This window comes from Vibrio marisflavi CECT 7928 (assembly GCF_921294215.1).
Taxonomy (GTDB): domain Bacteria; phylum Pseudomonadota; class Gammaproteobacteria; order Enterobacterales; family Vibrionaceae; genus Vibrio; species Vibrio marisflavi.
Genome location: NZ_CAKLDM010000002.1, coordinates 870,545 through 892,879, shown reverse-complemented (window position 1 = coordinate 892,879; position 22,335 = coordinate 870,545). Strand labels below are relative to the sequence as shown.

The window sequence follows — 22,335 nt, the reverse complement described above, 5'->3', positions numbered from 1 at the left end:
TAACGAGCTGTTTATCATATATTTCTATGGCTGTTGCTTAGTTGGTGCCAACGCAATTTCACGAATACATACGTTTTGTGGTTGCTGGAATGCATATACCACAGCTCGCGCAATATCATCAGCTGCAAGTACGCCACCCATGTCTTCTTTCCACGAGTTGTACCCGTCTTTGATCTGATCTGACGTAGTATGCGAGAGTAGTTCAGTTTCTACTGCGCCTGGTGCAATAGTTGTCACACGTACATTTGAGCTAGCGACTTCTTCACGCACATTTTCCGATATCGCATGTACCGCGAATTTAGTACCACAGTATGCAGCATGATCTGGGAATGTTTTCTTACCAGCAATCGAGCTAATGTTGATGATGGTGCCTGTATTGCGCTGTTTCATCGGGGCAAGAACTGTCTGCATGCCGTTAAGTAGCCCAAGAACGTTTACATCAAACATACGCTTCCATTCCATTGGATCTTGCGTATCAATTTGACCCAGCAGCATAACACCAGCGTTATTAACTAAACCGCCAACAGGACCGTAAACTGCTTCTGCTTTTTCAATCGCTGCTTCAAAGCTTGCTCTGTCTGTTACATCTACCTTCTCACATAGAGTATTTGGTAAGTCCAGTGCTTCTAAACGTTCAACACGACGTGCAATCAGCAATAATGGGTGACCAAGCTCACTAAATCTTTTCGCAATAGCTTCACCAATACCTGAACTCGCACCTGTAATAACAATCAATTCTTTCATTTCTCTACCCTTAACTTAACCGTTTTCAATCAAACCACCATGGTTTGCTGAGATGCGGTTATATTAGATAAACTCTGATTGTTGATATATAGTCATCTAGTTAAAACACTGTTGCTATATGGCAACAATCAAACACCCTAGTGAGATGAACAATGAAGATGCTAAACAAAGTACAGCTTTCGGATATCCGGACATTTGTACTGATATCAAAACTTGGAAACTTTACTAAAGCTGCCGAAGCACTCAATGTTTCTAGATCACATGTATCTCGGCAACTGAGTCAATTAGAAGCTCAAATGGGAGTGACACTACTCATTCGCACAACGAGAACACTGAAATTAACCGCCGCTGGAAGCAGTTTTTATCATCAGTGTGAATCGGCCTTGGAGCAATTAGATCAAGCCATTATTTCAACAGTAGACGATATCAGCGACATTCGAGGTGACATAAAAGTTAACAGTGTTGGTGGCCCGCTAGGTGAACAAATTATTGCTCAAATTGCCTTTGAATTTGCTCAGCAACATCCAGATATCAATATTGATTTGGAGTTTAGCAGCCACCGTGTAGACTTAATCAGCGATGACTTCGATATCGCATTTCGAATGGGTAAGTTGGAAGACGCAAGCTTTGTCGCTCGGAAATTAATGGACATAAAAATGGGTACTTGGGCAAGTCGTGACTATCTGGATCAACATGGTCACCCTGCCCATCCAAAAGAACTAAGCCAACACAACTGTTTGACTGGTTCAGTGACTAAATGGAGCTTCCAGCATATTGAATCGAATGAAACAATAGATATTCAAATCGACGGGCATTTACAATGCAAAAATGGACACGTCCTTATTCGAGGTGCAGTAAATGGCAATGGGATCATACGCGTTCCCGAACTGTATTGCGAAAAGGAGATTCAAACAGATCAACTGCAGCCCGTTTTCTCTGAATGGGGAATCCCCAGCGTAGACTTCTCAGCTATTTATCACAAAGACCGATACCAGCCTCTCCGGCTCAGAGCATTTATTGATTTCACTAAACATTGGGTAGATCGTTTTCAAAATAAGCTTCGGTAGTATGTGGCTTGGGCCTCGCTATCAGTACATGGGGAAAGCTTGTTCTAGCAAAGGATACAAGCTTTCCTATCAAGTATTTTCTTTAAGATAAACATCTCTAAAATTACTCAGCAGTACCGACGCTGTTTTAAATTCTGCATGACTAATTAAGTCCTTGGTTCGCGTCATCGATTCGATGTGGTGTTGTGCTGGCAAGAACTTGATTAAGTTCGTGATTTTCTCTAATGCAAGCGGGTCTTTTTCGTCTACTAACTTAGTGATTTCATCTACATACTCTAACACCGCATGGGAATCGATAGTTTTGGGACCAGCAGAAACACCACCCTCCTTTACATCTCGAAAAAGGTATTTTAAGTCGGCAATAACCTGAGTATGTTCTTGCTCTACGTTTTGTACAGCCTGGGCAATACTGTTGTCAGAGTGATATTCAGATTTCAATAGATCATTTAGCTGCCTTGAAGCTGCATGAAGCCCCATCGCACCAATGACTCCTGCAACACCAACCATGGAATGAGCAATACCTTGCACTCGTTCTATATCACCAGCTTGATAATTTTCCTTTATAGATACCACGTCATTTGCATTTCGCTCATAAAACTGCAGCAGCAGTTTCTTTAGAGTCGCTAAACTCCCAACCGTACTTCTTAAGCCCTGCTCTTTGTCGATGCTAGTTATATAGTCGAGATCTTGTGAAAAAACTGTGTCTGTTTGAGGATAAGCTGCCGCTTCCCCACTAGTAAACTTATATTCGTCGTCTCTCTTCACCCATTTAAGCAAAGTAGAAAATAAGTGGGCAGGTTCTAATGGTTTCGGGATGTGATCGACCATGCCAACATTCAAACATCTTTCTTTATCAACTGTGGTCGCATTGGCAGTCATGGCAATAATTGGAATATCGGACCATTGCCCACTCTGTCTAATCCGCTCAGTCGTTTCATAGCCGTCCATTTCAGGCATTTGTATATCCATTAGAACGGCGTCAAATACCTCTTTCTCAAGGCAGTTAAGGCATTCCACACCATTCTCAACCAGTGTCACCTGTATGCCAACCTTGGTCAAAAGGTCATAAACTAAGCTCTGATTAATCAGGTTATCTTCTGCAACCAATACTTTCGTACCGTGTAAGCTTTTTAGCTTCTCAGTTTCTATCCGATAGGCATCTTTCGCTCTCAGATTTGAACTGCTTCCGTCATCAAATAGGTTTGTAATTGAATGCTTCACCTTTGAAGGAGTGAATGGTTTAGTGATGACTTGTTCTACTTTCATCTCTTCCGCCAGTTTTAAGCCTTGCTCTCTTTCATGCTCTGTAATCAAGAAAACAATAGGCACGGTAGAAATCTTAGACATGGACTTAATACTCCGAACTACCTCAGAGCTATCTAACCCAGGAATTTTCCAATCTAGGATAACTAAATCAAAAGCCATTCCATTTGGTGGCGACAGCAAAGCATTGATCACCTCGTTGCCTGAGCTCACCCCGTAGGCTCGAAAAGACATTGACTCCAATATTCTTTTCAACGCATCTCTGGTACTGTCTATCTGTTCTACAACCAGAACATTTAGGCCTTTCATATGAAGTGCCTTAAGTGGGTGCTCTCTGCTTAATTCTACTTGAGACAACGATTCATCTGCTTTGAATAGACAGTTGAATGAAACTTTGCAGCCATGAGCTGGCTCACTTTGCACCCGAATTCTGCCATCCATCATCTCAACTAATTTCTTTGAGATAGTCAGTCCTAGCCCCGTACCACCGTACTTTCTAGTGGTAGACAAATCAGCTTGTGTGAAGGGTTGAAACAAGCTTTCGCTTTGCTCAGCTGTCATACCAATGCCAGTATCTTTGATTGTGAACTCCAGCTCTATCTCTTTAGTACCGGATTTCAGTACGCTCACCCCTACAACTACTTCTCCCGAAGGCGTAAATTTTATCGCATTACTTGCTAAGTTGATTAGCACTTGGCCAAGGCGAAAAGGGTCGCCGACTAAAGACTGAGGCACATCTGGGGCTATCTCAAATATCAGTTCTAAGCCTTTTTCTTGAGCTTGTGTTGCTAACACGTTAGATAAGTTGTCCAGCACACTATCTAGACGAAAAGGTGCAATTTCAAACTCTAAATGACCTGCTTCAATTTTGGAAAAGTCTAAAATATCGTTAATCACTACCAACAGAGATTTGGCAGACAAGTGAACCTTTTCCACATAGTCATGCTGCTTGGGGTTTAAGTTTGAACCCAAGGCTAAATAAGACATGCCAATAATGGCATTCATAGGCGTTCTTATCTCGTGTGACATATTCGCCAAAAACTCGGATTTTGACTTTGCAGCCTTCTCTGCAATTTCCTTCGACTCTTGCAATTCCGACGCATTCTTACTCCGCTCTTCAAATTCACTTTCAATAGCTGTAGCCATTTTATTGAAGGCGTGCGCGAGTGCTCCCACTTCATTATCACTATCTATTTTTACCCGCTCTTTATAATTACCTTCAACCAATTTGTTGGCCGTTTCTGTTAACTTTTCTATTGGCGCAACAACTTTCTGTTTACCCCAGATATATTCTGTCAAAATGGCAATAAGGATAATAAGTATCAACCAGCTAAACCTTTCATACATATCGCCCTTTTTGTCCATCTGAAGCTGAATTTGACCCTCTAAATTCGTGTTGGCCTGAAGGAGTAATCGATCGAGCCGACTGATCAAAGGCTGGAACTGAGAAGGATCTGTTTGCGAAATAGATTGAAGACTATTAAATAGCTTTTTCTCGTCTTCTAATATCGAATGCAGCAGAGACAACTCTTGCTGTTTAAATCCAGAGTAGTTCCCCCAGAACTTGCTATCTTCTTTTAAGTTTGCAAAATCGTTGTCTTGGTAGCTCCAATGGCTAAGCTGATTTGAGCTATGCTCTTGATTTAGTTTATTTAAGTCTAGGAGGGTATGCTTTACATTACTGACGATGGAGTGACTATTATATTTCTGTCGCTCTATATGCAGTATATCGTTATAGATTTTATCCTGATGAAATGCCAGTGCGATAAAGCCGCCCGCGACCAGTAAGGATAGCAAAAAACTTCTGTTACTTGATTGTCTTATTTGCATCACACTTCCTTAAAAATCTTTATGTAAAAGCTGCAATACCTTTGTGGTAATGATGCTGTAGCAAGAGAGATAGCACGGTACTGAGGATAGGGAACACAATAAGTAGTGGCTCGATAACCGTAGAAACAACCATTGGTCCCTTTTCGTTGGGCATAAATGTGTATAAAACGACCAATATTGCGACCTCTAAGGAAACAGCGAAAATATAGTGCAAGTACCACTTAAATTTCCATTGAGATTTAACAAGAGCCAAACGCCACAGGAAACCAATCGCTATCGCGACCACGACGGTCATTACACCGGGAAACGCACCTGCTCCGCCCTGTACATACCTATACGTCGCGGCGATTACACCTCCGATCACAACAATTCGCCAGTTGAAGAAAATCGCACAGCAACTCAACCACACCCAACGAGAGTCAACGAAAATACCTTCACTAACGTTCACAGGGTTATTTAAAAGGATGATCGTAATCGCCCCTACTCCAACCCCCGACAATACTTGTTCTTGTTTTTTGGATGTAAACTGTACCGAGCTGGTAATAAACTCATAGATACTGACCAGTGCTAGTAGCAAAATCGCACTGAAGACGAACTCCAAGAGATTGTTCATTTTGCTCCCCCATATTTGAAATCCCGCTCTAAACTAGACACCTCCTGTTACAAATAAACTATAGGCCATAATCAAAACCACCCTAACGACAGGTAACTCAAAAAGCACACTTTTTACTTTTTCTTAACGTTACAAAATCTATTTTAATCATTAAGTTACAGAGTTAGCCTACATGGAAAACGCTATCTCTTTACCAGGAGGAAAACCAAAGCATTTACTCTAAAAAATCCATTAATATATGATTTTTAGCTATTTTCTCATTGCAAATGACTTGTAATGTATCGAATCACATTTTCACTTTTGTCTAATATACGTGAAGCCAATCGAGAAAATGTTGTTCAAAGCATGAAATGTAAATTCAATGGATAGAATACGACGTTAAATTAATGTAAATGAGATTTGTATTAATTGTTTATTTCATTGACACTTGTCCAATAACAAAGATAAGTGAGGTCAGACCTGTTGACAGGGTTGTTTGTGCTGTTTAGCTTTGTTCGTTCATTTTTCATTTAGAGTAATTTATCCAACCCAATCGCTAGAATGCGAATATAAAAAGCTCATTAAGGAAAGAGTGAATGAACAATACAAAAAATAAAATAAAAGGCTTGTTGATCCTTTCAACAGCCGCAGTGGCTATGACTGGGTTTTCTATTGCAAATGCAACCCCTAAAATCGGTTTCAATGAAGCCGACATGCCGACGAAATACATCGTCAAGTTTAAAGAGAATTTACCTTCTCCACTCATGCGAACCGTCAACGGCGTGTTTGCAACACAAGGTGAATTACGACAGTCCTTACTGCAAAACGTCAAAGCTCGCAGCATTGAAAAAGTAGGTAAAGAGGAAACCTACAGTGTTGAAATTGATGAGAGTGAGTTAGCTGACTTAGAAAATAGTGGTCAAGTAGAGTATGTAGAAGTTGACCCTCCCCGCTATTTACTTAGTGAGACAACACCATGGGGCCTAACAAACGTTAGTGCCATGCTAGTAAGTGACTCTAACGCCGGGAACCGAACAGTGTGTATCATTGATTCCGGTTACGACCTTGGCCACAGCGATTTACCTTCAAATACAGTCAGTGGCACCAATGACAGTGGCACAGGTGATTGGTATAAACCCGGTAGTGATAACACTCATGGCACACACGTAGCAGGCACTATTGCCGCCTTAGAAAACGGGATTGGTGTGAAGGGTGTGATGCCAAGTGGGCAAGCTAACCTGCATATCGTCAAAGTGTTTAATTCTTCAGGCTGGGGATATTCCTCAACGTTGGTGAACGCGATTCAAACTTGCGCTGATAATGGTGCAAATGTCGTCAATATGAGTTTAGGCGGCTCTCAAGCCAGCTTTACCGAGCGAAGAGCGATGAAGGCATTGTATGAGCAAGGTGTATTGTTGGTAGCTGCTGCTGGTAATGACGGCACTACATCATACAGCTATCCAGCCTCTTATAGCTCAGTGATGTCGGTTGCCGCTACAGATAGCAACAACCAACATGCGAACTTTTCGCAGCGAAATAGTCAAGTTGAAATTTCTGCTCCAGGTGAAGCTATCCTTTCTACCGTCACTCGAGGAGAAGGCGTCACATCTGATATTACTCTGGGTGGAAAAAACTACTTTGACAGAGGCGTAGTCCCTCACAACCGTCTTATCGTTAGCGGCAACCAATATGTTGGAGCGCCTGTGGCTGGAACCGTAACAGGGCAAATCGCAACTTGTAGTATAACCTCAGGTCAATATAGCTGCCCTGATATGTCAGACAAAATTTGTGTGACTGAGCGAGCTGAGAACCAAAGTAGTGGTGTATACCCAGAGAGCGATGCCGTTCAAGCTTGTTACAACGCAGGAGCAAAAGCCGCTGTCGTATACAGTAATAGCTCTCGTCCGGGGTTACAAAACCCATTCCTACTCGACCCTTCCAACAGCCACGAGATCGTATCAGTCTCGGTAGATCGAGAACTGGGGCTTGAGCTTGAAGGACTAGCAGGAAGCACTGCAACAGTTTCAACAAAAACTGGCCAAGATTATGCTTACATGAACGGTACTTCAATGGCTTCACCTCATGCTGCTGGCGTAGCTGCTTTGGTATGGAGTTACAACCCAACATGTTCAGCAGAGCAAGTGCGCTCAGTCCTACAATCTACAGCGTCCAACTACCCAACTCGTAACACGGATACTGGCTACGGTATTGTTGATGCTTTAGCCGCAAAGGATAGATTGACTGCTGGTTGTAACTAATGAGATACGCTAGCTAACCTTTTAGAACGGGCTCAACAAAAACAATAAACACACTGTGGATTCCAGTTGGGATGAAGCAGTGTTTTAGAGCGTCGAATGTTTTAATTTTTGTCAGGTGCAAATATGAAGAAACGATTTTGTTATGGACTAAGCGTGGCTAGCCTTTTTGCTTACTCAGCCTCGACCCCAAGTCACGCGCAAGCTCCTCAATTTCCAACACTAAATACTCCCCTAACTCAAGAGAAAGAAAATCCAACACGTTTCTACGTGAAATATCATGATGGAAACAAACAGCGAGCCGTAGATCTTGTTGTGTCACAAAATTTAACCATCATCGATAGCATTGAAAAGTTGCAAGTGTTGGTTGTATCTGGGTCTCAAAGTGAGGTTGAAAGGCTTCAGGAGAGTGAGTATGTCGACTATGTAGAACCAGAACCAATAAGGCAGTTATATTCTAAGTAATGGTGTTCCTAAAAGTATAGAATGGTTCATCTGACACTCATCCAAGCACGTAGTACTTGAACTAAAAGCAATTCGAATTGCAATCGCTAAACGTTAGGGAGCCGCCTTAGTATACCTCTTACTAGACTTATGCTCTGAATTTCATGAGATAATAATCGCCCAAGCTATCGACGCCTTTTTTAGCTTTGGTGAACCCATTTGATTCATAGAATTCAATCGCCCTTTCGTTCTCCACCATACATTTTAGACTTAAAACTCCATAGTAAGACTTCGCATCTTCTAACAATCGAGTGCCAATATTTTTCCCTTGATGGGTCTTGGAGACATATAAGTGATGTACAAAGTTTTCTGGTTCCCAGATTGCAATAAACCCTAAAACTTCACCACCAGCAACAGCTACCAGAACTCGTTCGCCTTCAGTATCCCTGCTAAAGTCTGAGAGCTGATAACCACTTGTGTCGAGCCACGTAAATGTAGAAACCCTAGCGCTCAAATACAGTTCACTTACCGCGACCAATAAGTCTTCACTGTAGTCTTTAATTTCCATACATTTCCTTATAAAACCTAGTGTCGCAATAAAGTGTGCGCAGCAACCCGCTTAGGCTTTTGTAATTTAAAAAACTTAACCCATAAGTTACATCAAAGCTGCATGCCAATTTTTATCGAAGCCGCAATATTCCTAGCCGTTCGAGTAACGTTATCTCGAGCCTCACCTAATACTTGTTTGAGATCTTGCGGTGATCGAACAGTGCCAAAGCTAGCGTCAATAACACTGTAAAGCTCTTCTATTTCTTTCCCTATACAGCCCGCAATAGCAATCACGGGAATACCTTGCGATTTTGCTCTTTGCGCTATGCCAAAGGGAGTTTTTCCTTGTAGCGTTTGGTTGTCCATCTGCCCTTCACCAGTAATGAGCAAATCAGCATTTCGCAGTACGTTATCTGCATTTAGAGAATCAAGAACCACCTCGATTCCAGGTTGAATCGTGATATTGAATAACAGCGACAAACCTAATGGCGTTCCACCAGCCGCGCCAAACCCTGCCGAGTGACAATGATCAATAGAAGAAGTCAGCAACGATATGTTCGCGAAATGTTGAACGACATTATCAAGACTCTCGACAAGCTTGGGTGACGCACCTTTTTGTGGGCCAAACACATAGCTCGCACCTGTTTCACCGACCAGTGGGTTAGAAACATCGCAGGCTACAATAAAATGCACTTCCTTACATCGTGGGTGAACAGAGGATAAATCAATGGTCGCTAGTTTAGATAGGGCGGCTCCGCCTCTATCGATTTCCTTGCCGTCACCATCAAGCAACTTCCCTCCCAGCGCTTGTACAATACCTGCTCCAGCATCGTTCGTCGCACTTCCACCAAGACCAAGCAATATTTTACTCACACCAAAGTCGAGTGCTTCTCTGATTAATTCACCTGTTCCATATGTTGTAGCTATGGCTGGATCGCGTTGAGATGGCTCTAGGAGATCTAAGCCAGAAGCCGATGCTATTTCAATGAGAGCCGTTTTCCCCTCATCTAGTAACGCCCAACTTGCTAACACAGGCTCATTTAATGGTCCCATCACTCTCGACTGTTTAATTTCGCCTTTTAGTCCCTGCAAAAGAACATCGACTGTCCCTTCCCCACCATCGGCGAGTGGCAAGTGAACATATTCTGCTTGAGGAAAAACCTCACTAAACCCAATTTCAATACACTCACATGCTTGCTTTGCTGTGAGAGACTCTTTAAATGAATCCGGTGCTATCACTATTTTCATAACGGGTTATCCATAACAAAGCCGCGACTAAGGTTCTTTATTTACTGATATTGTGCTCAAACTCAATCACAGAACAACATCGTTGATAAATCAATAATACAAACTTTTCGAAATATATTAACTAGCTTTCACCGATTTGACAGACCAACACTAGACCCTACACTTTGTATAGTTATTTAACCAAGGAAGGTGATAACTATGACTGTACGTACTATCCTATCTATTTTATTTGTTTCATTCTGTGCTACTTCGGCTTTTGCAAAAGAGACGATTTTGGTCATCGAAAGCTACCACGCTGAATACGCTTGGGACAAAGACTTTAACCGTGGAATTGAAAAAGTCATTGGCGACCAATACAACATCGTTAACTTCTATATGGACACGAAACGCGTTGCTAAATCTGAGTATGCTAATAGAGCAGAAGCCGCATGGGCTAAGTACAAACAAGTAAAGCCTAGTCTAGTCATCCTCGCAGATGACAACGCGTTAAAACTACTAGGTAAAAGGTTCGAGTCGGAGCCAACACTCGTTGTTTACTTGGGAATAAACGGTAGCCCAAGAAACTACATTTCCCTAAAGAGCAAAAATATAACCGGTGTCATCGAGCGGCCATTACTAAAGCGCTCGTTAGTTACGCTTTCAAGCATACTCAAGCCCGCCCCAAAAAAAATATTAGTACTACTTGATGACGGTACAACATCTTACGCTACTGTCGAAAATATGGGCGGAAAGCATCAGTTCCGCCTCTCTGGTGTAGATATTACCGTCAAAACCATTGGCGCATGGAAAGAGTGGAAACAAGCCGTATCGAGCGCAAAAGACAATGGTTACGACGCAATTATTGTTGGCCTATATCAAACCATTAAAGAAGCCAATAAACCTGTACCTGCAGAGCAAGTCATTACTTGGACATCTAACAATGCATCTGTTCCACCATTTGGGTTTTGGTCTTTTTCCGTTGGAGCAAATAAAACAATCGGTGGTTTGGTTCTATATGGCTATTACCAAGGAGAGGCTGCCGCAAAACTTGCGCTAAAAGGCCTTAAACAAGGCAAGTTTTCGGTGACATTTCCAAAAACAGCGGAAGAGGGAAAGCTATTATTTAGCAAAACTCAGATGAAAAAATGGAATATTTCTTTGCCAGAGAGTCTAGAAAAAAAAGCTACTTTGGTAGAGTAGCTTTAGCCTAACTTCAGTTATCACACGCTGCCATAAGAAACTCATAAATATATGATATATGAGTATTTATTCTATTTTCTTTTGCAGTTTTTTTGCGTTCTCTTTAATTTGTCAACATCTACTTCTACCTTTAATGCATACGCTCACATTAGCTTTCCTAGATAAAGGACTATTTATGAAATGTAACCTCTTGCGAACAGTCAGATTTTCGCTTGTGATAGCACTTCTATCCACAACAACGGCTTACGCCGCAACTTCAAGCAGCGAAAAAGTTAATGTGTGTGATGACATAGCAGAATGGCCGCCATATACCTATTGGGAACGTGTAGACGGTCAGGTCAACAAACAAAAACTTACCGGTGCGATGGTTGATGTCCTCACTGCTATCACCAAAATTACAGATATTGAATTCGATGTATCCCTTTATCCTTGGAAACGCTGCTTGTTAGAGGTAGACAAATTTGGTTCCAACCACAAGTTTGAAATGTTTATGGATGGAACATTCAATAAAGAACGCGCTGAAAAGTACTACTTAACCGCCCCAATCTATTTTAACCGTGCTGGTGTTTGGTATTCGACAGACCGTTTCCCTGAAGGCTTGAGCTTGCAGACTTTTGATGACATCAAAAAATATAACCTATGCGGAATATTGGGGTATAACTACGATCGTTATCAGATATTAGATCCAAGCAATATTGATACACGTGCAGTAAATTTAGATCAGGCTATGAAAAAAGTATCTGCTGGACGATGTGATTTACTATTGGAGTCAGCCGCGATTCCCTATGGGTTTCAAGCCATAGGTAAAAGCCTTATTCCCGACAACGTAAAATATACACCTATAGCGGACTCTCCAGCAGCGGGTTTCCACATTTTCATCGCTAAAACATCTCCACGGGCTTATGAGCTAGTGACCAAAATCAATCAAGCCGTAATAATTTTGGGCGCAAATGGCACCATCGAGAAAATCATGCGCTCGTACCTGCCAACATGTGGGCGAAATTGCTAGACAACAAATTGGCTCATCTACGAAGCAATCGCAAAGCAGCAGAAAACTTCTACCTACTTTCTGCTGCGCATTATTAATATCAGTTCGATTGAATAGTTAAACGAAGCTGTTTCTAATTCGTTTCTACATTGTCTGATGAGCCATCATCAGAGTCAGACTTCACGATATGACGGTGCAAATTCACTGGCGCATCCACTTGCTTGGTTTTAAAGTAATGGCTTACTTCTTCTTTGCGCATATAGCTATTACCTTCCATATCGACGGTATGCTCGTAGCCCTTCTTAACTAGTTGCTGTTGGGGCAACCTAGGATGTGTCCGCTTAAGTTGAGGGGAGTCATTGCGCTCAAAAACATAAACATAGCGCCCTCCTCCCGTTTCAACTATCAATTCTGTACCGTCGAATTGATAGTTTGTCGTTAACAATCGAGAGTTTTTATACACTCCTGAACCATTTATAACATATGTGTCAGTGTTGTATTTTGGTGCACCGACTTCAATCCAGGCACCAAATAGATCTGCTTTTCCTGTTTTTTTATTGCTTCCTAAATGAGTGCCAATTGCGATAACCACTCCAGCTAAGACAATTAACAAGAATACCAGTGTAACTTTTAACATAGTTATCGTTGTTAAGCCTTTTTTCTTGTTCATTACGAACCTAGGCAAGCGATTTTGATATTGCATATTACTCCGTTAATAATGACAAATGTTTCAAAGTAACATTATCGGAAATAATACATTACGTTAAACAGTAGTAAATACGCATAATAATTTTTTGCACGCGAGGCCACTATAAGTTGGTAACAAAATATATTCCATATACCTGAGTGATTGTTACCAACAATATAAATAATTGGACATTATAATTACTCACCTATGTATTGTATAAGTGAGTAATGTAGGAGTGATTAATTGCACCGTCATAGTCGACATATATAACCAAACAGAAATTGATCGTTAAGTCACCAATTCGTTTATCCAGCTTTGCTGCCCTAATAACTTCAGTCCTAAACCTGATAGCTCGGCTTTCGGATAGCGTGTGTTTTCCCAATTTCTCGGATCACCGGGAAACGCGAAACCTTCTGGAGGCAAACTCTCTAACCATGATTTCACTCTCCATCGGCGTATGTCTTCATTCGCTTCTTCTGCAGGCACCATCGATATGTATTGTGCCATACGCACTCGTTCGGAATGGTTTGGGCGAATGCCATGAGGTAGAAGGCTGTTAAAAATTAAAAGATCTCCAGCTTGCAATGGAACAAATTCAACATCAAACCCAGTTAAATCGGGCACAAACGGGTCTCTATCTATAGGTTGTGTTTCGCGCCATGATTCTAGCTCACGATACAATTTTGGTACACACTGAAAGCCACCCGTCTCTTCATCAGTATCCGTCAACGCCAGTACACCTTGTACATTTACAGGTAGTGGAGTGAGAGAGGAATCGGCATCCCAATGAACAAAGCCATCGAATGTTCGGTTTTTCTTATTTGGCGGATTGAGGTTTGCTCTATCAATAGTTACCCACAAATCTTCTCTATCCCAAATATCTACGAAAGCATTGTAAATATCAGGATTTTGCCTGTTGTCCCAAAGTACTTGATTGTGATAGCACTCGACCATTCCAGAGTTGTTTAACTCGACCATTTGATGATCTTTACGCTGCTCTTGATACCAAGTGGAAGAGTCATTCGGAGACATTTCTTGAAACTCCCACAAGAACTGCTTTGTTTTGTCTACCTGCTCTGTAGATATGACTCCTTTAATAACGACATAGCCGTTTTTCTGCCAAAACTCGAATTGATCGGCGGTAAGCTTATTAAGTGGTAGACGCTTCTTGATATCTCGCAACTGAACATCATGCAAGTTTGATACGCTGTTATTACCCGGTGCATTGTCGCCAAATCCGTACTTGTTTTTCATCTGACCTTTCTCCGTTTCTTGTTGTTCTTTCACATTTTGACAACACAGCAAAATAAAGGTGATGAAATCCGAGTAAATAGTAATATTATTTAGTCAAATATTTCTATCATTTTGTTTGATTAGTATTAAATGAAAGCTCAATTCGAAAAAATAGTCTATGACGAATCATGCTCTTGGAGACTACTAATACGTGAGCTAGATGAAATACCTTTTGAATGGCATTTTCATCCAGAGTACGAACTCACACTAACACTCAACAGTCACGGCGAACGTTATATAGACAACTGCATTGATTTATATTGTGATTGGGATTTGACTCTTCTTGGTCCAAACATTCCTCATACTTGGCACTCAAAGTCCAAGGTCAATGAAGACAAACCGCATAAAGTGTACGTGCTATGGTTCGATGGTCAGTGGGTAGAGAAACTTTCACACACTTTCCCTGAGTACAGTCAAGTTTCTGCTCTTGCACAACTGGCTCATCAAGGGGTTCAATTCTCAAAAACACTCGCGAAAGAGCTGTCCCCACTGTTTTCGGAGTTAGATCAATCACCAGCAGCTAGAAGGCTCACACTATTTCTGCAGATCTTAGAACGCTTGATGGTTTGCGAGGATATTCGCAGCATGAACATCAATCACTCGAAAGCGCGTTTAAATTCCGAGAAAAGACAACAACAACAGCTCAATAAAGCACTAGAGTTCATCCACGACAATTACACTTCCACTATTTTGTTAAGTCAGATAGCACAGCATGTTGGAATGAGTGAAAGCACATTGAATCGCTTCTTCCACCGTTTAATGGGGCAAAGTGTTAGTCAATACTTAATAGATGTTAGGTTGGCGAGGGCTTGTTCATTGTTGATTAGCACAGACTTATCAATCGCAATTTTGTCCAATAGAGCTGGATTTCAAAACCTATCCAACTTCAACCGCTTATTTAGAAAAAATAAGCAAACGACACCAAAAGAATTTCGTAAGCGCTATCAACGTAAAAGCGCCTAGATCAGTGAACCTAGGCGCTTGAAGCAGAATTAAGATTTCGTTGCTGTCTTCGCTGGCGCTTTAGCTGCAGTTGCTGGAGCAGCAGTCTCTGCTTTCACGCTCTCAATCGCTGCTTTAAGGCCTGCTGGATCATAACCACGGATGATCTTAACGTTGTCTTTGTTCGCTCCTTCGCTTGGCATTACGATTAGCGCTGGAGTTCCACGGAAAGACAGTTCACCAAATAGTTGTAGGTTGTCCATGTAGCTGTTGTCCGCTTTGAACTTGCTTACATCTACGCCTGCTTCTTTCGCCGCTTTGTCTATTTCTTTCTTAGTTAGCTTGCCTTCAACTTGGCCACTTTCAAAAACAGCATTGTGGTAAGTGTTGTACGCTTCGCTACCTTTCTTCGCGTAGATCCAGTTACCCATATCTGCAGCGTAACGAGAAGCTTCCCAACGCATACCAAAGATTGGTGTTTCTTTGTATACAAAGCGAACGTCTGGGTTATCTTTTTGCAATTCTCTAACTACTGGAGAAATTTTAGAACAGAAGATGCATTGGTAGTCAAAGAACTCAATCACATTTACTTTAGCGTCTTTCGGGCCTACAGCTGGTGTTTTAGGGTTATCAACTAGTTGCTTAGCGTGCTGAACCACAGCTTGGATCGCTTGATTATTTTGCTCTGCGATTTGTTGTTTCTTATATGTTTCAGATGCCTTAATTAACACTTCTGGGTGCTGAATAATATATTGGCTAGCAATTTTTTCGATTTGCGCTTTTTGCGCTGTTGAAAAATCGGTGCTTTGTGCACTACAACCAGCAAGTGCGATAGTTGCTAGTGCTGTAAATATGGCTGTTTTTTTCATAGCTCGTCTTAAGGTTTGGGTTCTACAAAGGTTCAACAAAAGTTTTGTTTCAGACCCCTTCTACCATAAAAGTTCACTAATTTTGCTGTCATGACAGTAAATTTACATAAACGGGTATCTTTCACTACCTATTTCGCAAGCATCAAACATAATAGGCCCAAGAAATATAACCCACATGAATACTACACTCCCAACGACAATGTTGAATGTTTCAACCTAAAACACAATTACCATTCGATGATTGCAGTTCTTGTCAACGATGGCCTTGTCCATGAATGGTGCTCATTTGATCTTTCGGCGCGCTGACAAGCAAGTTTGACTGATAAAATATTGTCGCAAATTGCCTTCTATAAACATCATATCTTGGCAGATCAACTCTATCTCATCTTCAACATTGCATTGGTGTGGTGAAAGCTGGTTAAACTTTTCAACCAACTTTGCCAAATCTTCTTTCATTTGTTCGAATTCAGCTTGAGACATAAGGATGCCTCCTTCAATATTCACGACATTGGAGACCCCATTTTGGAAAGCAGCGCATCATTTAGGTTGCTGACCAACTCCTCAACAATACTTTCAACATTCTTCTGCAAATCAGTCGCCGTAGATAGGACTGGAAAGCTAGTATAAGTATTCATCGATAGCGTCTGTGAAAATTGGCTGTGTTCTTCTTTAAGGTAACCTTCATCAAGTTCAGGTATGGTTTTGAGGGTTAGCTTTTTACCCTTAACTTCAAGTTCAGCAACGTAGTGCTCTCCTTTATTTTTGAGCCAGCCGATATGTGCGTATAGTTGTTGTAAGTCTATATCTCTATAATTAATTTGAAGCATATTGAATCCAACTGATGTTTGTTTATTATCCCTATAAACCTAGTATAACTTTGAGCACTTAACAAACCAGTTTCATACACATTAAGCTCATATCAAAGCTCAGCGTAATAACAAAACGTCTTCGTTTAAACATAAGCTATATAAGCTATTGAGCTCTCTAGCCTTCTCTGAAACTCACTAATTAGAAACTGTATTTCAAACATGAGTATATGAGTTGAGAAAAAGCTAGAGAAAACTCCGTTACTGATCCGTTTCAGCTGGAAGGTCATCGGATAAAGTGTGCAAAAACGCCACTATATCGGTCACTTCATCATCGCTTAGACCCAAGTTACCTATATTACCTCCGTTGTTAACGTTCTCATCGAGCTCAGGAACTACATTATTAACGTCTCGGGTATTGTAGAAATCAACAACTTCGTTCAGTGTTGCAAACACACCGTTGTGCATATAAGGTGCTGTCAATCCAACGTTTCTAAGCGTCGGAACCCTAAACTTGCCGTTTTCTGCATCATCATTCAGTACTGCGCCCAGTCCAAGATCCACAAACGCAGCACCGTCAGGGTTAAGCGTTGAATCTAAAGTAAGAAATGGGTTATCTGGGTTAGCTGGAACCCCGATGTTAAAGTACCTAAAGTTGGTGAAAAGGTTTGGATTTTGGTTGATTGCATGGCAACGAGAGCACTGACCGTCACCAACAAACAAATTAAATCCATTTTGTTCCTGCTCCGTAAATGTATCTGAACCTGCTATCACCGCGTCAAACTTCGAGCTAAATGGAGAGAATTCATCAGTTCGCTCAAATTCAGCAATAGCTTCAGTCATACTTAGATAAGCAAGCTCGATGTCATTAAACACACCAGCCCCAAATATGGCTTCGAACGAAGTAGCATATTCAGCTTGGCTCAGCTTCAATACAACTTCTTGTTCATCGGCATTATTCATCTCTAGTGGGTTTAAGAAAGGTCCTGCAGCTTGCTCCTCTAACGTATTCACTCGACCATCCCAGAATAAACCACCAACAAAACCTGGACCATTAACACGAGCCCGGAAGGCTGGAATGTGCTGCGCATATGAAGCAGTTGGCGAATTTCGACTACCAAATACACCAGCAATAGCACCTTCGGAAGTCGCTATATCGGAATCCGGATCGGCAAACCCAGCACTCGCGGTATGACAACTTTCACAAGATTGCCCCGGAGGGTTGGAAAGGTTTGTATCTTTATAAATCGCTTCTCCTAGCTCAGCCAATGTGAGCACAGGATCGACTGGGTCTACAGGGTCATCACCTCCATCATCTACAACAGGATCCCCATCGTCACCACCATCATCAACTGGTTGCTCGACTTGCATTTTATTTTTGTGCCTATGCTTTTTCTTTTTATTGTCCCTATCTCCACCTTCAGCAATAGCATTCAATGGAAAAAGGACAATTAAAAGAACCACTAAGCCCATCTGACATATATTAATGTCCGTATTTATAATCTTCATAATTTCTTCCTATTTATTAGAGAATTACTAAACATGATTAGCAGTGAAGACAAAAAATATGTTAATAACACTCAATACTAATTTTATTAAATAAACAGAATAGAAATTGATAAAATAGAGTTTTGTTAGTTTCGTGGAATAAAGATCAACTTCACAAAAACATTTACACAACTCTAATATTATCCGTAAGTAGATAATTTATTTGAATATAAAAAAATTACAAAAATTGACATTGTAAAAATTTGGCCATATAAAATATCTCAGTTAGAGTTATTACTCCTCAACAAGTCTATAGTTAACAATAGAAAATAACATTATTTATTCACACAATTTTATAAAGGTTAATTATTTTACAGGTCATCATTAAATATTAAAGAGTAAAAAAGCTTATGGAATAAATTTTGCAGTTACCCGACACATACAGTTATCATCAACAGTCAATATGATAATATCATTAATATTCAATTAGATACCACCACATTCATTAAGAACTCTCCCCTTCAATTCGCATCAAACAACGTTTGTATTCATTTGCACCATAAAGCGAAACACCAGATTTACATGCTCTCTTTACAATATATTCCACTTGGGTTGCATTGCTTAAAGCTAGGTTTCCGCTACTCGTACAATGATTATTTTCGAAACCAACGCGAATATCTCCCCCTAGCAACATCACTGCAGACAAACAATTGAATTCATTTTCTCCAAATGCACATGCTCCCCAATGCTCCGTGGTAATAAATTCATCATATAGAAATGGAAGTAAATCTTTAGGGTAATTGATAGAATTATTTCTATAACTACCTAATACAAATAGTGCATGTCGCCCTTTTTTCGGTAACATATTGCTCCGACATAACTTAGAATAACGCTCTACATCTTCCTGGTTATACAAAATGTATTGTGCAAGTATATTTTGCTCAGCCACCCAATGAAAAAAATCTATCGTTTGGGAGGATACGGTGGGGGATGGCAATAATTCACGTAGTGCAAACGATGCAGCTGGTGGCTTTACTTCTCTTATAAGCTGCATTTGTTGGCTGGGAGTATAGCGCTCAATCGCTTCAGTAGTTAACTGGATAATAATACTATCACCCAACTTTGATTCTAAAGCCTCCAATAATTTCAAGTTGTCATCAATTTCAAGGCTGTGTTGCCCTTCAGAATTTCGCGCATGCACATGCGCCATGATCGCTCCTGCTTTACGGCATTCTTTTACGTCATCGACAATTTCTTGTATCGAGATCGGTATGCTTTTGTGGTCAGTTTTTTGTTTCCTTGCTCCATTTGGAGCAACTATAATCGCGACTTTATTGGACATGTATTTAAAGCCTCCAACTTTTTGCCGATATTTCTAAACTAGTCACCAGCTTTTTGACCAGTTCTTTTAATTCATCGTCCGTTATCAGAAAAGAAGGAGCGAGCAATATGTGGTTCCCATATACTCCGTCAATGGTTCCGGCCATTGGATAGCACATCAATCCCTGTGACATTGCCGTAGACTTAATCTCTTGATGCGCCAGAGCTTCGGGTGGTAGTGGAAGTTTCATTACTTTGTCTGACACAAGTTCGATACCAACAAACAGCCCCCGCCCACGAATATCTCCAATATACGGTATTTCCGAAAGGTGGTTGTCTAGCATGGTTTTCAGTTTTAAACCTTGCTGGCGCACATTTTCAAGTAAGTTTTCCTCTATGATTGTACGTACCGTGGCAAGCGCTGCTGCGCAAGCTACCGGGTGGGCCATAAACGTATGACCATGTTGAAAAAAACCACTACCACTACTGATTGCATCGTATATATGGCTGCTCGCCAACACTGCTCCTATTGGCTGATAACCCGCCGCAAGACCTTTCGCTAATGTGACAATATCAGGTACAACGCCTTCCTTTTCAAAGGCAAAAAAATCACCTGAGCGACCAACGCCACACATGACTTCATCCAATATCAATAACACACCGTATTTGTCGCAAATTTGGCGTACATATTTAAAGTAGTTTGCTGTCGCAGTTACGGCGCCTGCTGTTGCACCAACAATCGGCTCAGCAATAAACGCCATTACATTTTGTTCGCCTAACTGAAGAATCGTTGACTCCAGTTCATTTGCTAGCCTTTGGGAGTACTCCTGTTCACTTTCTCCAATACCCTGATCTCTATATGCATAGCAAGGTGAGACAAAGTGGACATCAGAAAGTAACGGTTCAAATTGCTTTCTTCGCCAGTAATTTCCACCAGCCCCTAGGGCACCCAAAGTGTTGCCGTGGTAGCTTTGCCTTCGCGCAATGATCTTGCACCTTTGTTCCTGCCCCACTTCAACAAAATACTGCCTAGCCATCTTTATCGCAGATTCAACAGCTTCTGAGCCACCACTGACAAAATAAGCATGGTTTAACGGGTCTGGTGCGAGAGAGCACAATAACCGAGCAAGTTGTTCGCTACTTTCTGAAGTAAAGAAACCACTATGAGCAAAAGGAATAGCAGCAACCTGAGCCAAGATTGCTTGCTTCACGGCTGAATGATTGTGCCCGAGGTTTGAGACTGCAGCCCCACCACATGCATCCAAGTACCTTTTACCGCCTTGGTCGATCAAATAAACACCCTCACCTCTAGATATAGTTGGATATTTATGGTGGCAATGGCGGTGAAAAACATTTGACATTATTCTACCCTTGATAACGTTTCTAAGATAACTAGCTGTGTGACTGAGGCTATTAATATCATTGAAACCACCATGAAATAATCGAAACTTTCTCCCACCCAATTCCCAAATGGAATAGCATGACTATCTACTCGCCAGTTAGGTTCTAAAGTATGAAGCTCAGTAAACTACCTTCAATCAAATCGCTACGCACCTTCTTAGCTGTCGCGTCATCTCTCAATTTCTCAAAAGCGGCAGAAAAGCTCTCGATATCTCAAGGGGCAGTAAGCAAACAAGTATTGGCGCTAGAAAAACAATTGGGTTTGGCCTTATTTGACCGATGTGTCAATGGGATAGAGCTGACAGAAGCAGGCAAAAGGTTTTTGCCTAAAGTCACCGAAGCGTTACACATTATAGAGTCTTCAAGCGCAGACCTTCTGCAATCAAACTTAACTCAAGATCAGCTCAATATAAGCGTAACACCCTCTTTTGCCAGCTTATGGTTGGTTAATCGGTTAGAAAGTTTCCTCACTGACGTTCCCAATATACACGTCAACATTAGGACTGGCGATGAGGCCAATAAATTTGACGATGGTGACAATGATATAGTGATTCGTTGCTTACCTACTTCTCTAAATTACGAGCAAGCAACGCTAATTTGTAGAGAACAGCTATTTTTATTAGGTTCTTCTGAGTTATTACAACAGAAGCCCATAACTAATAAACGCCAACTCGCCTCCCATACTTTCATTCCTCACCTAACAAGACCTGAGCTATGGCAGCATTTTAAAACTGAGCAAAATATATCTTCAAATTTGAACTATCATGCGATTGGCTATGAACACTTTTATATGTCGTTATCTGCAGTGCAAAGTCATTATGGTTTGGCATTAATTCCTGACTTTATGGCTGCACATTTCCTCGAGCAAGGGGTTGTTCAGAACCCCCTAGGAATATCTTTGCAAAGCCAGTATGGTTACTATATGTCCATACCACACTATAAGAAGGACTCTCGGAATGTAGTCCGTTTCTGTCTGTGGTTGGAACAATATTTCTCTAAGGCCTTTTGTTGAACAATAGAGGGTATTTACGCCTCAAGCGCATCTGTTCGGCTAACATATGTTTAAAACTTGGGCCTTGTTTCAGCTTGATAATCACCTCATTACCATCAAAACGTAGAATCGCTCCTTCTATCTCGATCAGTTTACCCCCATGCAGCAAAAGCACACCTTTCATAGACATACCACGATAGAGAACTGAGCTGTTTTCCACTACAACTCGTAAACCTTTTTCCGAAACCTCAGCAACAGAGTATCTACGATCCTTCAAACGAAAAACTGGCTGCGCCCGTTTTGGATATCGTAAACGAAAATACTTTCGTTTTTGTTCAATAGAGTCATCTGACATACATTTCTTCTAACCAACTAAAC

21 protein-coding genes are annotated in these 22,335 nt (G+C 41.2%); 7 read left to right on the top strand and 14 right to left on the bottom strand.

Annotation, left to right across the window (positions count from 1 at the left end):
* Nucleotides 1–24 precede the first annotated feature (24 nt).
* Nucleotides 25–744 carry an SDR family oxidoreductase gene (locus L7A31_RS10840; RefSeq protein ID WP_237361529.1) on the bottom strand — a complete coding sequence of 240 codons (720 nt, stop codon included), beginning with the start codon at nt 742–744 and terminating at the stop codon, nt 25–27.
* Nucleotides 745–902: 158 nt separating this feature from the next.
* Here L7A31_RS10840 and L7A31_RS10835 point away from each other — a divergent pair, with 158 nt between their 5' ends.
* Complete coding sequence (locus tag L7A31_RS10835) at nt 903–1,811, top strand: LysR family transcriptional regulator (RefSeq protein ID WP_237363548.1); 909 nt, start codon at nt 903–905, stop codon at nt 1,809–1,811.
* Nucleotides 1,812–1,880: 69 nt separating this feature from the next.
* Here L7A31_RS10835 and L7A31_RS10830 read toward each other — a convergent pair whose 3' ends face one another.
* Both L7A31_RS10830 and L7A31_RS10825 read right to left on the bottom strand, forming a co-directional pair.
* The gene (locus L7A31_RS10830) at nt 1,881–4,904 is read right to left on the bottom strand and encodes a hybrid sensor histidine kinase/response regulator (RefSeq protein WP_237361528.1); all 3,024 of its coding nucleotides are present in this window, start codon (nt 4,902–4,904) and stop codon (nt 1,881–1,883) included.
* A gap of 19 nt (nt 4,905–4,923) precedes the next feature.
* Nucleotides 4,924–5,517, bottom strand: a complete 594-nt coding sequence (locus L7A31_RS10825; protein WP_237361527.1) for a LytS/YhcK type 5TM receptor domain-containing protein — start codon at nt 5,515–5,517, stop codon at nt 4,924–4,926.
* 575 nt (nt 5,518–6,092) lie between these two features.
* Here L7A31_RS10825 and L7A31_RS10820 point away from each other — a divergent pair.
* Both L7A31_RS10820 and L7A31_RS10815 read left to right on the top strand, forming a co-directional pair.
* On the top strand, nt 6,093–7,754 hold the full coding sequence (locus tag L7A31_RS10820; RefSeq protein WP_237361526.1) for a S8 family serine peptidase: 1,662 nt from the start codon (nt 6,093–6,095) through the stop codon (nt 7,752–7,754).
* 123 nt (nt 7,755–7,877) lie between these two features.
* Nucleotides 7,878–8,216: an ATPase gene (locus tag L7A31_RS10815; protein WP_237361525.1), complete on the top strand. Its 339-nt coding sequence runs from the start codon at nt 7,878–7,880 to the stop codon at nt 8,214–8,216.
* A gap of 127 nt (nt 8,217–8,343) precedes the next feature.
* Here L7A31_RS10815 and L7A31_RS10810 read toward each other — a convergent pair whose 3' ends face one another.
* Together L7A31_RS10810 and L7A31_RS10805 are read right to left on the bottom strand one after the other, a co-directional pair.
* Complete coding sequence (locus tag L7A31_RS10810; RefSeq protein WP_237361524.1) at nt 8,344–8,763, bottom strand: GNAT family N-acetyltransferase; 420 nt, start codon at nt 8,761–8,763, stop codon at nt 8,344–8,346.
* A gap of 92 nt (nt 8,764–8,855) precedes the next feature.
* Nucleotides 8,856–9,992, bottom strand: coding sequence for a glycerate kinase (locus L7A31_RS10805; RefSeq protein ID WP_237361523.1), 1,137 nt, complete (start codon nt 9,990–9,992; stop codon nt 8,856–8,858).
* 198 nt (nt 9,993–10,190) lie between these two features.
* Here L7A31_RS10805 and L7A31_RS10800 point away from each other — a divergent pair, with 198 nt between their 5' ends.
* Both L7A31_RS10800 and L7A31_RS10795 read left to right on the top strand, forming a co-directional pair.
* Nucleotides 10,191–11,171: an ABC transporter substrate-binding protein gene (locus L7A31_RS10800; RefSeq protein ID WP_237361522.1), complete on the top strand. Its 981-nt coding sequence runs from the start codon at nt 10,191–10,193 to the stop codon at nt 11,169–11,171.
* Between the two features lie 175 nt (nt 11,172–11,346).
* Nucleotides 11,347–12,180, top strand: a complete 834-nt coding sequence (locus L7A31_RS10795) for a substrate-binding periplasmic protein (protein ID WP_237361521.1) — start codon at nt 11,347–11,349, stop codon at nt 12,178–12,180.
* Between the two features lie 112 nt (nt 12,181–12,292).
* On the opposite strand, the gene L7A31_RS10790 is transcribed toward L7A31_RS10795, so the two are convergent.
* Together L7A31_RS10790 and L7A31_RS10785 are read right to left on the bottom strand one after the other, a co-directional pair.
* On the bottom strand, nt 12,293–12,862 hold the full coding sequence (locus L7A31_RS10790) for a DUF2850 domain-containing protein (protein ID WP_237361520.1): 570 nt from the start codon (nt 12,860–12,862) through the stop codon (nt 12,293–12,295).
* A 273-nt stretch (nt 12,863–13,135) separates the two neighbouring features.
* On the bottom strand, nt 13,136–14,101 hold the full coding sequence (locus tag L7A31_RS10785; protein WP_237361519.1) for a phytanoyl-CoA dioxygenase family protein: 966 nt from the start codon (nt 14,099–14,101) through the stop codon (nt 13,136–13,138).
* 129 nt (nt 14,102–14,230) lie between these two features.
* Between L7A31_RS10785 and L7A31_RS10780 the strand changes: the two genes are divergently transcribed.
* Nucleotides 14,231–15,103 (top strand): helix-turn-helix domain-containing protein, encoded by an 873-nt coding sequence (locus tag L7A31_RS10780; RefSeq protein WP_237361518.1) that lies wholly within the window; start codon nt 14,231–14,233, stop codon nt 15,101–15,103.
* 29 nt (nt 15,104–15,132) lie between these two features.
* On the opposite strand, the gene L7A31_RS10775 is transcribed toward L7A31_RS10780, so the two are convergent.
* From L7A31_RS10775 to L7A31_RS10750, 6 genes are all read right to left on the bottom strand, one after another.
* On the bottom strand, nt 15,133–15,951 hold the full coding sequence (locus L7A31_RS10775) for a DsbA family protein (RefSeq protein ID WP_237361517.1): 819 nt from the start codon (nt 15,949–15,951) through the stop codon (nt 15,133–15,135).
* A gap of 282 nt (nt 15,952–16,233) precedes the next feature.
* Complete coding sequence (locus tag L7A31_RS10770; protein ID WP_237361516.1) at nt 16,234–16,431, bottom strand: hypothetical protein; 198 nt, start codon at nt 16,429–16,431, stop codon at nt 16,234–16,236.
* A gap of 20 nt (nt 16,432–16,451) precedes the next feature.
* A complete protein-coding gene (locus tag L7A31_RS10765; RefSeq protein ID WP_237361515.1) occupies nt 16,452–16,778 on the bottom strand; it encodes a hypothetical protein in 327 nt (108 codons plus the stop codon).
* Between the two features lie 240 nt (nt 16,779–17,018).
* The gene (locus L7A31_RS10760; protein ID WP_237361514.1) at nt 17,019–18,266 is read right to left on the bottom strand and encodes a cytochrome-c peroxidase; all 1,248 of its coding nucleotides are present in this window, start codon (nt 18,264–18,266) and stop codon (nt 17,019–17,021) included.
* Nucleotides 18,267–18,750: 484 nt separating this feature from the next.
* Nucleotides 18,751–19,587 carry a beta-keto acid cleavage family enzyme gene (locus L7A31_RS10755; RefSeq protein WP_237361513.1) on the bottom strand — a complete coding sequence of 279 codons (837 nt, stop codon included), beginning with the start codon at nt 19,585–19,587 and terminating at the stop codon, nt 18,751–18,753.
* A gap of 4 nt (nt 19,588–19,591) precedes the next feature.
* A complete protein-coding gene (locus tag L7A31_RS10750; protein ID WP_237361512.1) occupies nt 19,592–20,926 on the bottom strand; it encodes an aspartate aminotransferase family protein in 1,335 nt (444 codons plus the stop codon).
* A 152-nt stretch (nt 20,927–21,078) separates the two neighbouring features.
* On the opposite strand from L7A31_RS10750, the gene L7A31_RS10745 reads away from it, so the two are divergent.
* Nucleotides 21,079–21,978, top strand: coding sequence for a LysR family transcriptional regulator (locus tag L7A31_RS10745; protein WP_237361511.1), 900 nt, complete (start codon nt 21,079–21,081; stop codon nt 21,976–21,978).
* On the opposite strand, the gene L7A31_RS10740 is transcribed toward L7A31_RS10745, so the two are convergent.
* On the bottom strand, nt 21,962–22,312 hold the full coding sequence (locus L7A31_RS10740) for a PilZ domain-containing protein (RefSeq protein ID WP_237361510.1): 351 nt from the start codon (nt 22,310–22,312) through the stop codon (nt 21,962–21,964). The two genes, L7A31_RS10745 and L7A31_RS10740, sit on opposite strands and share 17 nt — an antisense overlap.
* Nucleotides 22,313–22,335 lie beyond the last annotated feature (23 nt).

Coding starts and splice junctions, on each gene's coding strand:
- L7A31_RS10810 (WP_237361524.1), bottom strand. CDS start 8,763: ATGGAAATTAAAGACTACAGTGAAGACTTATTGGTCGCGGTAAGTGAA.
- L7A31_RS10820 (WP_237361526.1), top strand. CDS start 6,093: ATGAACAATACAAAAAATAAAATAAAAGGCTTGTTGATCCTTTCAACA.
- L7A31_RS10780 (WP_237361518.1), top strand. CDS start 14,231: ATGAAAGCTCAATTCGAAAAAATAGTCTATGACGAATCATGCTCTTGG.
- L7A31_RS10790 (WP_237361520.1), bottom strand. CDS start 12,862: ATGCAATATCAAAATCGCTTGCCTAGGTTCGTAATGAACAAGAAAAAA.
- L7A31_RS10825 (WP_237361527.1), bottom strand. CDS start 5,517: ATGAACAATCTCTTGGAGTTCGTCTTCAGTGCGATTTTGCTACTAGCA.
- L7A31_RS10805 (WP_237361523.1), bottom strand. CDS start 9,992: ATGAAAATAGTGATAGCACCGGATTCATTTAAAGAGTCTCTCACAGCA.
- L7A31_RS10840 (WP_237361529.1), bottom strand. CDS start 744: ATGAAAGAATTGATTGTTATTACAGGTGCGAGTTCAGGTATTGGTGAA.
- L7A31_RS10740 (WP_237361510.1), bottom strand. CDS start 22,312: ATGTCAGATGACTCTATTGAACAAAAACGAAAGTATTTTCGTTTACGA.
- L7A31_RS10775 (WP_237361517.1), bottom strand. CDS start 15,951: ATGAAAAAAACAGCCATATTTACAGCACTAGCAACTATCGCACTTGCT.
- L7A31_RS10815 (WP_237361525.1), top strand. CDS start 7,878: ATGAAGAAACGATTTTGTTATGGACTAAGCGTGGCTAGCCTTTTTGCT.
- L7A31_RS10755 (WP_237361513.1), bottom strand. CDS start 19,587: ATGTCCAATAAAGTCGCGATTATAGTTGCTCCAAATGGAGCAAGGAAA.
- L7A31_RS10745 (WP_237361511.1), top strand. CDS start 21,079: ATGAAGCTCAGTAAACTACCTTCAATCAAATCGCTACGCACCTTCTTA.
- L7A31_RS10830 (WP_237361528.1), bottom strand. CDS start 4,904: ATGCAAATAAGACAATCAAGTAACAGAAGTTTTTTGCTATCCTTACTG.
- L7A31_RS10835 (WP_237363548.1), top strand. CDS start 903: ATGCTAAACAAAGTACAGCTTTCGGATATCCGGACATTTGTACTGATA.
- L7A31_RS10760 (WP_237361514.1), bottom strand. CDS start 18,266: ATGAAGATTATAAATACGGACATTAATATATGTCAGATGGGCTTAGTG.
- L7A31_RS10795 (WP_237361521.1), top strand. CDS start 11,347: ATGAAATGTAACCTCTTGCGAACAGTCAGATTTTCGCTTGTGATAGCA.
- L7A31_RS10750 (WP_237361512.1), bottom strand. CDS start 20,926: ATGTCAAATGTTTTTCACCGCCATTGCCACCATAAATATCCAACTATA.
- L7A31_RS10765 (WP_237361515.1), bottom strand. CDS start 16,778: ATGCTTCAAATTAATTATAGAGATATAGACTTACAACAACTATACGCA.
- L7A31_RS10770 (WP_237361516.1), bottom strand. CDS start 16,431: ATGTCTCAAGCTGAATTCGAACAAATGAAAGAAGATTTGGCAAAGTTG.
- L7A31_RS10800 (WP_237361522.1), top strand. CDS start 10,191: ATGACTGTACGTACTATCCTATCTATTTTATTTGTTTCATTCTGTGCT.
- L7A31_RS10785 (WP_237361519.1), bottom strand. CDS start 14,101: ATGAAAAACAAGTACGGATTTGGCGACAATGCACCGGGTAATAACAGC.